This is a genomic window from Caballeronia udeis, from assembly GCF_044909315.1.
Classification (GTDB): Bacteria; Pseudomonadota; Gammaproteobacteria; order Burkholderiales; family Burkholderiaceae; genus Caballeronia; species Caballeronia udeis_A.
In genome coordinates, this window is sequence record NZ_JBIYEB010000001.1 from 129,475 (window position 1) to 142,830 (window position 13,356).

8 protein-coding genes are annotated in these 13,356 nt (G+C 62.9%); 7 read left to right on the forward strand and 1 reads right to left on the reverse strand.

Features of this window, described 5'->3' with window-relative positions; all coding sequences use genetic code 11:
- Positions 1 to 69 precede the first annotated feature (69 nt).
- The 4 genes from ABH944_RS00595 (at position 70) to ABH944_RS00610 (ending at position 3,397) form a co-directional block, all read left to right on the forward strand.
- Positions 70 to 972: an NAD kinase gene (locus tag ABH944_RS00595; RefSeq protein WP_062091739.1), complete on the forward strand. Its 903-nt coding sequence runs from the start codon at positions 70 to 72 to the stop codon at positions 970 to 972.
- 7 nt (positions 973 to 979) lie between these two features.
- Entirely contained in the window at positions 980 to 2,635 is a 1,656-nt protein-coding gene (recN, locus tag ABH944_RS00600; RefSeq protein WP_404603926.1) for a DNA repair protein RecN, read from the forward strand.
- 97 nt (positions 2,636 to 2,732) lie between these two features.
- A complete protein-coding gene (locus ABH944_RS00605) occupies positions 2,733 to 2,990 on the forward strand; it encodes a type II toxin-antitoxin system Phd/YefM family antitoxin (protein ID WP_404603927.1) in 258 nt (85 codons plus the stop codon).
- Positions 2,987 to 3,397, forward strand: coding sequence for a type II toxin-antitoxin system VapC family toxin (locus ABH944_RS00610; protein WP_404603928.1), 411 nt, complete (start codon positions 2,987 to 2,989; stop codon positions 3,395 to 3,397). The genes ABH944_RS00605 and ABH944_RS00610 overlap by 4 nt, the downstream gene beginning before the upstream one ends.
- 100 nt (positions 3,398 to 3,497) lie before the next feature.
- Here the strand turns inward: ABH944_RS00610 and glnE are convergent, their stop codons facing one another.
- Complete coding sequence (gene glnE / locus ABH944_RS00615) at positions 3,498 to 6,293, reverse strand: bifunctional [glutamate--ammonia ligase]-adenylyl-L-tyrosine phosphorylase/[glutamate--ammonia-ligase] adenylyltransferase (protein WP_404603929.1); 2,796 nt, start codon at positions 6,291 to 6,293, stop codon at positions 3,498 to 3,500.
- 206 nt (positions 6,294 to 6,499) lie between these two features.
- Between glnE and ABH944_RS00620 the strand changes: the two genes are divergently transcribed.
- The 3 genes from ABH944_RS00620 (at position 6,500) to tldD (ending at position 13,215) form a co-directional block, all read left to right on the forward strand.
- Positions 6,500 to 10,693 (forward strand): YhdP family phospholipid transporter, encoded by a 4,194-nt coding sequence (locus tag ABH944_RS00620; RefSeq protein WP_404603930.1) that lies wholly within the window; start codon positions 6,500 to 6,502, stop codon positions 10,691 to 10,693.
- 109 nt (positions 10,694 to 10,802) lie between these two features.
- A complete protein-coding gene (locus ABH944_RS00625; protein ID WP_404603931.1) occupies positions 10,803 to 11,636 on the forward strand; it encodes a carbon-nitrogen hydrolase family protein in 834 nt (277 codons plus the stop codon).
- A 112-nt stretch (positions 11,637 to 11,748) separates the two neighbouring features.
- Positions 11,749 to 13,215, forward strand: a complete 1,467-nt coding sequence (gene tldD, locus ABH944_RS00630; protein WP_097260970.1) for a metalloprotease TldD — start codon at positions 11,749 to 11,751, stop codon at positions 13,213 to 13,215.
- The last annotated feature ends 141 nt before the right edge of the window (positions 13,216 to 13,356 follow it).

A 13,356-nucleotide genomic window follows, 5' to 3' on the forward strand; every position in this document is an offset into this window, starting at 1 on the left:
ACGCGCCGGAACGCGTCACAGACGTGGCGCGCGGTTCTTTTCGACACTCACCTATGGTGTAATGCCGGCATGGAAATTGGTACCCAATTCAAGACTGTTGCGCTCGTGGGGCGCAACAATACGCCCGGCATCAGGGAGCCGCTGACGGCGCTCGCCGCGTGCATTGTGAAACGCGGGTTCAGTGTCGTGTTCGAAGCGGAAACAGCGCACGATGTTGGCGTGACCGACTACCCCGCGTTGACCGCGCAGGAAATTGGCGCGCGGGCGGATGTGGCTGTCGTGCTGGGCGGCGACGGCACCATGCTCGGCATTGGGCGGCAGCTCGCGCCGTATCGCACGCCGCTGATAGGCGTCAATCATGGGCGGCTCGGTTTCATCACGGACATCACGCTGGCCGAAATGCACGAGCTGGTGCCCCAAATGCTCGCCGGCAGTTTTGAGCGCGAAGAGCGGACCTTGCTCGAAGCGCGCATTGTCCGGGACGGCCGGCCTATCTACCACGCGCTGGCGTTCAATGACGTCGTGGTGAATCGGAGCGGTTTCTCGGGTATGGCGGAATTGCGCGTGTCGGTGGATGGGCGCTTCATGTACAACCAGCGCTCGGACGGGCTGATTGTCGCCACCCCTACGGGTTCGACCGCGTATGCGCTCTCCTCGTCCGGACCGATCCTGCATCCGCAATTGCAGGGCTTCGTGCTTGTACCCATCGCGCCGCATTCACTGTCGAATCGTCCAATTGTCCTGCCCGACGACTCTCAGGTGGATATTCAGATTATTGGCGGCCGCGACGTCAACGTGAACTTCGACATGCAGTCGTTTACCGCAGTCGAATTGAACGACACCATTGAAGTGCGGCGTTCGCGCCATACCGTGCCGGTGTTGCACCCGGTCGGCTACAGCCATTACGCCACGCTGCGCAAAAAGCTGCACTGGAACGAATATCCCTCGCACGAAGACGCCACGAAACTCTAAGACGCCCATGCTCCGCCATCTCTCGATTCGCGACTTCGTCATTGTCGCCGCGCTAGACCTCGAGTTCGAGCGCGGCTTCACCGTATTTTCAGGCGAAACCGGCGCCGGCAAATCGATTCTCATCGACGCCCTCGCGCTCACGCTCGGCGCCCGCGCTGACGCCAGCATTGTGCGGACCGGCGAAGCGCGAGCGGACATCACGGCCGAGTTTTCGACTCACGCAGGGGTGTCGCGCTGGCTGGACGAGCACGCACTGGCTGTTGGCGACGCCGACACGGTCATGCTGCGGCGCGTCGTCGATTCGAGCGGGCGTTCCCGGGCGTTCATCAACGGTACGCCGGCCACGCTCGTGCAACTGCGTGAACTGAGCGAAATGCTCGTCGACATCCACGGCCAGCACGCCCATCAATTGTTGATGCGCCCGGACGCCCAGCGCGAGCTCTTCGACACCCACGCGGGCCTTCTCGACGGAGCGCAGAAAGTGGCGCGGGCACATCGGGTCTGGCGCGACGCCGCGCACGCGGTGGAGTTGGCGCAGAACCGCGATCGCGAATTGCAGCTGGAACGCGAGCGTCTTGCATGGCAGTTGAGCGAACTCGACAAACTTGCCCCGCAGCCGGGTGAATGGGAAGAAGTGAGCGCAGAGCATCATCGGCTGTCGCATTCGGCGAGTTTGATCGACGGTGTGCAAGGCGCCCTGAACGCGCTGTCCGAGTCGGACGAAGCCATGATCACGCAGCTCTCCGCGATCGTGTCGAAGCTGCGGAGTCTTGTCGATATCGACCCTGCGCTGGCCGACGTGCTGGCTTCGCTCGAACCTGCCGAAATTCAATTGCAGGAAGCGTCGTATTCGCTTTCCCACTATGCGCAGCGGCTCGAACTCGATCCGAACCGCCTGGCGCAGGTCGAGCATCGGATGGAGCAACTGCATTCGGCCGCGCGCAAGTTCCGCATGCAGCCCGAGGCGTTGCCCGAGGAGCACGCGGAGCGGCGCAGGCAACTGGCGGCGCTCGATGCCGCCGCCGATCTCGACGCGCTGCGCGCAGCGGTCGCCAAGGCGAAAGAGGTTTATCTGGCGGAAGCGACGGTGTTGTCGAAGGCACGCGGGAAAGCTGCGAAGTCGCTTGGCAAGGCAGTCACCAAGGGCATGCAGGAATTGTCGATGGTGGGCGGCAGCTTTGAGGTCGCGCTCGTGCCGCTTGCAGAGGGCGGCGCGAGCGGGCTCGAGCAGATCGAATTTCGCGTGGCCGGACATGCGGGTGTGACATTGCGGCCGTTGGCGAAGGTCGCGTCCGGCGGCGAACTCGCGCGGATCAGTCTCGCGTTGGCGGTGATTGCGAGCACGGCGAGCCCGACCCCCACGTTGATTTTCGACGAAGTGGATACGGGAATTGGCGGCGGAGTGGCGGAAGTAGTCGGGCGTTTGCTGCATCAACTGGGCCGCGACCGGCAGGTGTTGTGCGTGACGCATTTGCCGCAGGTCGCGGCGCGCGGCGATCATCATTTCCAGGTGGCGAAAGCCGGAGACTCAGCGGGCGGAACGGTCAGCACGGTTACGCCGCTGGATAAATCGAAGCGCGTTGAGGAAGTCGCGCGCATGCTGGGCGGGCTCGAAATTACGGCCACTACCCGCAAGCACGCGAAGGAAATGCTTGCTGCATAAGCGGTGAATTAACGCGGCCGGTCGACACCGTCGCTATGCGCCCGTTTTTCGATCTCGTGATAGACTAAGCTAATCTAGCTAAGTCAATGAGAACACCATGCCCACCATCACTGTCAACATGCATGAGGCCAAAACCAACCTGTCGCGGCTGGTCGAGAAGGCAGTGCAGGGCGAATCCGTTGTAATCGCAAAAGCCGGCAAGCCAATGGTACGGATCATTGCCATAGACGCCCCGGTGCCGGCCAAGAGGAAGCGGATCGGTTTTCTTGCCGGTCAGGTCATCGTGCCTGATGTACGGACTTTCAACGACCTGGGCAGGGACGAAATCGCCGCGATGTTTGGCGGTGACGAATGAAGCTGTTGCTCGACACGCATTTACTGTTGTGGACGGCAGTTGCAAGTGCGGACATTAGCTCGACTGGCGCGCTATCCGAAGAAGCGCGCGCGTTGATCGAAGATGAGGAAAACGAACTGCTCTTCAGTGCGGCCAGCGTTTGGGAAGTGGCAATCAAGAACGGACTTGAAAGACCCGACTTCAAAGTCGACGCGCACTTGTTCCGTCGGGCGCTGCTGGACAACGGCTATATCGAGTTGGCCATCAGCAGCGCGCACATGGCGGCCGTCGGCAACCTGCCCGACCATCACAAAGACCCTTTCGATCGGCTGCTGATCGCGCAAGCGACAGTCGAGGGCATCACCTTGCTGACAAATGACGAAACGGTCGCTGAGTACAAAGCGAGCCCGATTCGCCTGGTGAAGTAGCGAGCGCGGCTGTAGTCAAAAACCCCGGCCGAAGCCGCGCCCGAAGCTGAGACCACGCTCCAATGTTCAGCGCGGCAAGTGAGGCGAAGCAAAGCTGCTATTACCCGAACACCCGCTTCCAAAGCCCCGTTACCGCTTCCCTCTCCGCGACCACAACCTCCGGCTCAACCCGCGCCTTTTCCATCCCGTCGAGCCTCAATGTGTGTTGCAACTTCCGATACCGCCTGTACGCCGCTGCCACCGTTTCAGCCTCCTCGGCGCTCATCAACCCGAACCCCGCAGCCAGCCGCAACAGCGAAATATTGCCCATGTTCCGCACGAACTCAGCGTCTTCGCGTGCGTGCAGCAGCACCCAGTACTGCACGATGAACTCGATATCCACCATCCCGCCGCGGTCGTGCTTCAGGTCGAATAACTTGCTGCGGTTCGGATGCCCGGCATCCACCCGCTCGCGCATCACGACAATCTCCTGCGCCAACGCAGCGGCATCGCGCGGCATCGTGAGAACCTGGGCGCGGATCTCCTCGAAGCGCTCGCCAATCTCGGCATCGCCGGCGCAATACCGCGCCCGCGACAGCGCCTGATGCTCCCAGACCCACGCCGTATTCGCAGCGTCGCCCTCACGAATCTGATAGCGCCGGAACGATTCCAGGCTCGTCACCAGCAAACCCGATTCGCCATTCGGACGCAGCCGCAAATCGACATCGAATAATGTGCCCGCTCCCGTTGCCGTGGTGAGCCACGTGATCAGCCGGCGAGCGAACGTGGCGTAGATATCACCAGCGGATTCGTCGGGGTCATCGTGAAGGAAGATCAGGTCCAGATCCGACGCGTACCCCAGTTCCTTCCCGCCCAGCTTCCCGTAAGCGATCACGGAAAAGCGCGGCACGTCGCGGTGACGCTTCGGAAACTGCGACCACACCGTTTCGATAGTGACATCGAGCACGGCATCAGCCAGCGCCGACAACAAGTCGCTCACGTGTTCAACAGTAAGCTTGCCGCCCAGGTCGATCAGCAGAATGCGGAAGACCTCGGCCTGATGGGCGTGCCGCAGCAGGTTCATCTGCTGCTCGGCGCCATCGGCGGCGGCAATCTGCGCGCGCAAGGATTCGCGGAATTGTCCCCAGTCAAAGGGACTCGCGATCACTTCGTCATCAAGCAATTCATCAAGGAGCTGCGGATGGCGAATCAAATACCCCGCCGCCCAACGCGACGCGCCGAGCACCGACAACACTCGCTCGAGCGCCGCCGGATATTCGGTCAGCAACGCAAGATAAGCGCCGCGGCGGCTGACGGTTTCGAGCAGGTCGAACAGCCGGGCGATAGTGTCGCCGCGCCGCTCGGGCGGCTCGATGGCCTGCGCGGCTTCGAGCGCACGTTGCGCGACGATGTCGAATCGTTCCCGGCTGCGCTCGGGCAAACCTTCGTATCGTGTCGACTTCCACACGTTGCGCAGACGCGTGAGCACCGCGGTGGCATCGGTGAAACCGAGTTCGGTCATGCGCTCGACCAACTGCTCCTCGGCGCTGTCGTCGGCGAGCGCGCTGCTCCAGACCCACGACGCCGCCGAATCTTCCGCGACCGCACAACCGCCGTCGCCCTTCACCTTATCGGCGAAAATCTGGTCGAACTGATGCTCCACGCGCGCCCGGTGCGCTTCCAGCGCATCTGTCAGCGCCGGGTAACCGGCGAAACCCATTGCACCGGCAAGCACCGCCCGGTCTTCCGGCGCGACTGGCATGGCGTGCGTCTGTGCATCGTTTCGATACTGCAATCGATGCTCGAGCTTGCGCAGGAACAGGTACGCGTCGGTGAGTTCGCTGCACACGTTCGCAGATATCAACCCGTGGGCCGCCGCGCGCTTCAGCACGGACAAGGTCGGGCGAATCCGCAGGTCGGCAATCTGGCCGCCACGGATCAGTTGAAACACCTGCGCGCTGAACTCGATCTCCCGAATGCCGCCGCGGCCGAGCTTAATGTCGTCGGCTTTATCAGGACGCATTGACGCGCGCCGCTGCGCTTCCTGCCGGATCTGCACATGCAGCGCACGAATCGCGCTGATCACGCCGTAGTCGAGATACCGCCGATAAATAAACGGCTTGGCGAGTGCGTCGAGCAGCTTTGCCAGCCGTTGCGCCGCTTCGCTCTCGCCCTCGGAGACGAGCCGCCCCTTGATCCACGCGTACCGTTCCCACTCGCGGCCCTGCACGTAGAAATATTCTTCGAGCATGCCGAGTCCGCACGCGATCGGCCCGGCATCGCCGTTCGGCCGCAACCGCATATCGACTCTAAAGACATAACCGTCTTCCGTCACCTCGGCCAATGCGCCTATCAGCTTGCGGCCGAGCCGCGTAAAATATTCCTGGGTCGATAACGCCGCGCGTTCGCCGCCTGCCGTCTCACCGTCTTCTTCATAGACGAAGATCAGATCAATATCCGACGACACGTTCAACTCACGTCCACCGAGTTTTCCCATTCCCACCACACCCAGCGTCAAGCGCTGTCCGTCAGGCCCACGCGGCTCGCCGAACGTGACTTCCAGATCCGCCGACAACACCGCGAGCGCGCGCTGGATAGTCAGCTCGGCAAGATCGGTCATAGCGCCCGTGACTTCGGCAACAGGCGCGAGGCCGGCGAGATCACGTTCCATCACCGTGCAGAAGACCTCGATGCGCAACCGGCGAAGCGCGGTCTTGAGCGCGGCCTCATCAAGCCGGCCACTGGCCGAACTCGCAGAACACGCGTCGCACAGCTCGTTCAGCCGCCCTTCTATCCACGCGCGACGGATCGGCGCCTTCGCCCATTCGGCCACGGCCGCCGGCAATTCGGGACGCGCGGCATACACGCGCGCGGCGTAGTGGGAAGCACTGGAACTCAGCAAAACGGCGTCGGTCATGAAAGGTCGGGCTCAGTCATTGCTCACAAAGAAGTCCGGCAATGCACCGGGGCTTTCGCGCGAATTGGCGCGAGGTGCGCAGAACGCCATCCGGTGCGGCTTGGCGGCTGCATCGTAGCGTGTTCCCGCAGTTTTTTGCATTGCGTGCTGTGTTACATTTCAACGTCAAATCTCGAAAACCTACCATATCGCCGACCCGCCGCAGCATGTCCGACCGAAAGGAACTTGCCGACCCACCTGAAGCTGTACCCGTGAAGCTAGGTGGTCGCGCCGAGCTCGCATTATCGCGGGTGCTCAAAGTCCTTCTGGTGCTGGTTGCCGTGGTCTATTTTGCGGTCGCCGGCATCTATCTCGCGCTGCGTTACGCCGTGCTGCCCCAGATCGACGCGTTCAGGCCACGCATCGAGCAAATGGTCTCGTCGAAGATCCATGCGCAGTTGCACATCGGGCGCATCGCGGCGAAGTGGTCCGGCTTCGAGCCTTCATTCGATATAGACAACCTCCGGATCGATGCCGCTGACGGCACGCCCGGTCTCGCCGTACCGCACGCCAGCGCCACGGTCGCGTGGCGCTCGCTGCTAGGTCCTGTCCCGCTGCTCTCGAATCTCACCGTCGATGGCCCCGATGTCGTCATCTCACGCGCCGCCGACGGGACCTTCAGCGTGGCCGGCGTGCCGATCCAGGCGAAACACACAGGCAACGACGCGTTCATGACCTGGCTGCTGAGACAGCAAGCCATCGTGCTGCGCGACGGCACGCTGCGCTGGCACGACAGCGAGCACAACGCGCCGGAACTGGCGCTGAAGCGGATCAAGCTGGCCATTCTCAACAACGGCCCGCATCATCGCGTGGCGCTGCAGGCGCTGCCCGACGGCGACCTGCTGCACGGGCCGCTCGATTTTCGCGCGGACTTTCGCACGCCGCGTTTCAGCGTGCCGGGCCGTCCAGCGAACTGGACAGGGCAAGCGTATCTGTCGACCGGTCCCGTCGATCTGCCCAAGCTCTCGCAATACGTGACGATGCCGTTCGCGACCTACGGCGGACGTTTCGACAACCGCATCTGGATCGACTTCGCGAGCGGCAAGCTGAAAACGGCGGGTGGCGAGCTGACCGGGTCCGACATCGCGTTGCGCGTGCGCCCAACGCAGCCGCGTCTTGATGTGCCGATCGCGAACTTCAACTGGAATCTCGGGCTGCAGGACGACGAATACACGCTGCACCTCGCGAACCTGCGCGCGGAACTCGGCCAGCCGCCGCTCGCGGACGGCACACCGGTGTCGCGCCTGCTGGCCCTGCACACGCTGACCGGCCATTACCGGGCGGCAAGCCTGCAGCATGGGCAGATGTTCGGGGTAGCGGGCGATGTCGTCGATCTCGGCATCCTCGGCGAATTCTTGCGCGCGCTGCCTTTGCCGTCGAAGCTGCAAAACGATCTGATCCGCTTCAACCCGCGTGGCCAGATTGCCAATTACACGCTGCGGACCGAGCGGCCCAGACCGGCGACCCACGCTCAAATGCTGGCCCAGCGCCAGACAGGCGCCGAACCGCCGATGCGCTACACGGTCAAGGGCGACTTACACGGCGTGAGCGTGCAGGCCCAGGAGCCGCCGCCGGGACTGACAATCAACAACCATCCGCGGGCCGGGATTCCCGGCGTGGAGAACCTGTGGGGCAGTATTGACGCCGATCAGGATCACGGCAGCGCGGTCATCGATACAAAAAATACGGCGATCACCGTCCCTGGCGTTTTCGATAACCCGCGCCTGGTGCTCGACCAGATCGACGGCCGCGTAACCTGGACTCTCGCAGACGCGCCCGGCAAGCCGCACAAGGCAATCACCGCGCACGTGGAGACGTTGCACGTCAAGAACGCGGATGCGGAAGCCAGTGCAACGGCGGATTACCACAACGAAGGCGAAGGCCGCGGTTCCCTCGATCTCAAGGCAAAGGCAGCGCGCCTGAATGTGACGAGCCTCGTGCACTATCTGCCGACGAGCATCAGCGAAAAATTGCGCCTGTATCTGGGCCACGCGTTGCAGGCCGGCGTCTCGCGCAACGGCACCATCGAGATTCACGGTGACCTGACGAAATTCCCCTATACGCGTTTCCCCGATGCCGGCCAGTTCCGCATCGTCGCGCCGTTCACCGGCGGCAAGTTCGAGCCGACGCCCTATCCGCCAAAGACCATGGCGAACGGCACGCCGAACGTGTGGCCGGCGTTTGACGGTATCGACGGGACGTTTCATCTCGCCGAAAACAAGCTGGGTTTCGATATTTCGCGCGGCCGTTATCTCGGCGTGAGCGTGGTCAAGACCACCGGACGTATAGAAGACCTGGGCAACCGCGAATCGAAGCTGCTGATCGACGCCGACGCGAACGGCCCCGTCACCGACATGCTCCATTACGTGGAAGACAGCTCGCTCGGCTCGCTCTCCCACCACGTGGCGACGAAGATCCATGCAACCGGTAACGCCGCGCTGGCGTTGCAACTGGAGATTCCGCGGGTCGCGCCGCCGCCCGGCATGCGGGCGCATGTGGGCTACAAGGGCGCGCTCACGTTCAACGGCAACGACCTTGCATACAGCACGTTTCCGCCGCTGTCGAATCTCAAGGGGCGGGCGCGGTTCGGCGAAAAAACCGCGTCGCTCGATGGCCTGACGGCGAAATTTCTCGGCGGCGACGTGCGCGGCGCGGGTGGCGTGAAACCCGACGGCAGTTATGCCTTCGATGTAAACGGCCGCATAGGCACCGACGCCGCCCAGAGCCTGAACGCGCATGACCAGATGCAGGCCGCGCAGATCCTCAAGCACATCAGCGGCACCGCGCCTTACGACCTGCGCGTGCGCGGCGTGAAAAACACGTTGCCGCAAATCGAGGCGAACTCCGACCTGACCGGCCTCGGCCTGGACTTCCCCGCGCCCTTCAACAAGAGCGAGGGCACGCCCATGCCCTTCGCGTTCACGTTCAAGCCGATCGCCGGATCGACAGAGGAGCACGACGCGACACTCACGCTCGGGCCGGTCAATGCGCATTACCTGCTCAAGCAGACGGGCAAGGAAGCGCCGACGGTGGAGCGTGGTGCTATCGGCGTGAACAAGCCGGCCGATCTGCCGGTGCAAGGCGTGTCGGCGGCCGTGGATATCGACGAACTTGACGCCGATGCGTGGCGCAAGCTGATCACTGAATTGGGACCGATGCCGCAGCCGGATCCAAAGACGCAATCCCAGGTGGTGAAACAGTTCGTTCCGACTCGCTTGGCGCTGCATTTCGCCACGATCAAGCTGCTCAACCGGCGCTGGGAAGATGTGGCGATCGGCGCAAATCTGGGCGATGACCGCAAGTGGCAGGCGAACATTGCGTCAGATCAGGTCACGGGAAATGCGCAGTGGCTGCCGGGCGCGACGAAAGGCAGCCCGGGCGCATTGCAGGCGCGGTTCGAAAAGGTCGTGATTCCCGGAAAACAGGAAACCGATCTGGTCACGCAAATGATTCGCAAGCCGCCGGCCAACATGCCGTCCATCGACTTGATAGTGAACGAACTCGTGGTGCGTGGGCGCGAGCTCGGACGCCTCGAGGTCGACGCACGCAACGACGTGGAAGACAACGTGCCGGTCTGGCATCTGGACAAGCTGGAGCTGAGCAACCCGGACGCGAAACTTTCCGCAACCGCCAACTGGCGCACGATCAGCGGCCCGGTTGGTTTGCCGGCCGACACCGACGACAATGCCCCTCGCCGCACAGCACTCGATTTCAAGCTGGACATCATGGACGCCGGAGCGCTGGTCGAACGGCTTGGCCTGCCGCGCACGGTGAAGGGCGGCACAGGCACGGTGACGGGCCAGCTTGGCTGGGACGGCAGCCCGGCCGCTGTCGACCTGCCCACGCTCAACGGCAAGCTGAACGCCGACCTCCAGCACGGTCAGATTCTCAAGGTCAACCCGGGCGCGGCCAAGCTGCTTGGCGTGCTTAGCCTGCAAAGCCTCGCGCACTTCCTCACGCTGAATTTCCAGGATGTGGTCGGCAAGGGGCTGCCGTTCGAAAAGATCACCGGCTCGGGCACGGTTCAGAACGGTATCGGCCGCACCAATGACTTCACGATGATCACGGCGCCTGCGCGCGTGGAACTGAAAGGACTGGTCGACCTGCCGAAGGAAACGCAGGACCTGCACGCCAAGGTGATCCCGACCATCAGCGCGGGCGCCGTCGCGCTGGGCGCAGCCGTGATCAATCCTTTGCTGGGGCTCGGCACGCTGGTGGCCGACCTGCTGCTCTCGAAGTCGATCGGCAAGGCGTTCACCATTGACTATTCCATTACCGGACCGTGGTCGAAACCCGTCATCCAGCGGGTGAAAGGCGATCAGGGTAAGATCGAAATTCCGGCTGCAACCGTGCCCAACTGAGCGTCTGAATGGCGTTCCGGTAAAGGCCCGCTGACTGGCGGCAGGCAGATTCAACCACAATTCTGGTCACGATCCGGTCATCATCGCGCCCCTTTTTTAGCAGGCTGACATGAGCGAAAGATCAAGCGAAGGCACCCCTGGCACGTACCGCGTCGCCGCGCTGCAAATGGTGAGTGCGCCGGATCGCGAGCGCAATATCGCGGAAGCCGGCCGGCTGATTGCCGAAGCCGCGCGGGGCGGCGCGCAGCTTGTGCTGCTGCCCGAATATTTCTGCTACATGGGGTTCAAGGACACGGACAAGCTCGCGATCCGCGAGACGCCCGGCCATGGTCCGATCCAGCAGTTCCTGGCTGACGCTGCGCGTGAACATCGCGTGTGGGTGATCGGCGGGACCTTGCCGCTGGAGTCAGCTGAAGCGGCGCGCGTGCTCAATACAACGCTCGTTTTCGATCCGGCCGGCAAACAGGTCGCCCGCTACGACAAGATTCATCTGTTCAATTTCGAAAAAGGCACGGAATCCTTCGACGAAGCCCGCACGATCTGTCCGGGAAGCGAAGTGCGTACGTTTGATGCGCCATTCGGACGTGTCGGGTTGTCGGTGTGCTACGACCTGCGCTTTCCCGAGCTGTACCGGAAGATGGGCGACTGCGCGTTGATGGTGGTGCCGTCGGCGTTCACGTACACGACCGGCGAGGCCCATTGGGAAACGCTGCTCAAGGCGCGTGCAGTGGAAAACCAATGCTACGTGCTGGCCGCCGCGCAAGGCGGCAAACACGAAAACGGCCGCCGGACCTGGGGGCACAGCATGCTGATCGACCCGTGGGGCGAAGTCGTGGCCGTGCTGGCGGAAGGCGCCGGCGTAGTGGCAGGAACACTCGATTCCGAACGCATTGCATCGGTCCGGCAAAGCCTGCCGGCCTATCGCCATCGCGTATTGGGTTAGCTTGTTGCTTGGCTTGTTATTCCGGAGCACTCCTCCATCTGGTCAGGATGTCGCACGAACATCCGGACGTTAGAATGCTTTTAATCCCCATAGACTTCGCCACAGGCAACGAATGAACATCATCGAACCCGGCATCCGAAATCTCGCCACCGCGAAAGAGATCCTGCTGACGCCCTACGGCCTCGACGAATCCACGATTACGCGCACGCTGGCGGAGATCTTCACGCACCGCGTGGACTACGCGGATCTCTATTTCCAGTCCACGCGCAGCGAAGCGTGGAGCCTGGAAGAAGGCATCGTCAAATCGGGCAGCTTCAGCATCGACCAGGGTGTCGGCGTGCGCGCCGTGTCGGGCGACCGGACCGCGTTTGCCTATTCGGACGACTTGTCGCCCGAATCCATCCGTCAGGCGGCTATCGCGACGCGCGCCATCGCGAAGGCTGGCGGTGGCAAGCACAAGATCAAGTCGGCCAGTTCGCTGACCGGCGTGTTCGGCCGCGACCTGTACCTGCCGTCCGATCCGCTCACGTCGCTCGACGCCACCGCAAAGGTGAAGCTGCTCGAACGCGTGGAGAAGATGGCGCGCGGCCGCGATCCGCGCATCGTCCAGGTCATGGCGGGTCTGGCGGGTGAATATGACGTCGTGCTGGTCGCGCGCAGCGACGGCGCGCTGGCTGCCGACATCCGGCCGCTGGTGCGCGTGTCCGTGACGGTGATTGCCGAAAAGGACGGACGCCGTGAAATGGGCAGCGGCGGTGGCGGCGGACGTTACGACTACGCCTATTTCACCGACGAAATCCTGTCCCACTACGTCGATCAGGCCGTGCACGCCGCGCTCGTCAATCTCGACGCGCGTCCGGCGCCCGCCGGTGCAATGACCGTCGTGCTCGGACCGGGCTGGCCCGGCGTCCTGCTGCACGAAGCGATCGGCCACGGGCTGGAAGGCGACTTCAACCGCAAGGGTTCGTCGGCGTTTGCTGGGCGTATCGGCGAGCGGGTGGCGGCGAAGGGCGTGACAGTCGTCGACGACGGCACGCTGCCGAACCGGCGCGGCTCGTTGAATATCGACGACGAAGGCAATCCCACGCAATGCACGACCTTGATCGAGGACGGCATTCTCAAGGGCTACATTCAGGATTCGCTGAATGCACGTCTCATGAAGATGCCGGTGACGGGCAACGCCCGGCGCGAGTCGTATGCCGCCCTGCCCATGCCACGCATGACCAACACGTATATGCTCAACGGCGACAAGGATCCGGGCGAGATCCTGGCATCGGTGAAAAACGGCCTGTACGCGGTAAATTTCGGCGGCGGCCAGGTCGACATCACCAACGGCAAGTTCGTGTTCTCGGCGTCCGAGGCGTACATGATCGAGAACGGCAAGATCACGTATCCGGTGAAGGGCGCAACGCTGATTGGCAGCGGCCCGGAATCGCTCAAGTACGTGACCATGATCGGCAACGACATGGCGCTCGACGGCGGCGTGGGCGTGTGCGGCAAGGAAGGCCAGAGCGTGCCGGTGGGCGTTGGCCAGCCGACCTTGCGGATCGAAAAGATGACGGTGGGCGGCACGGTTTGACCATGTAGTCCGCCATTTGGTCCTTGATTTTCCCGCACCGCGCTCCGTATAGCTTTCGAGCGCGTCATGCGGGAAATCCGCATCAAATGCGCACGTTTACTGCGGAGTTCGGCGTTGTGACGCGGAATATCCGCATTTTGG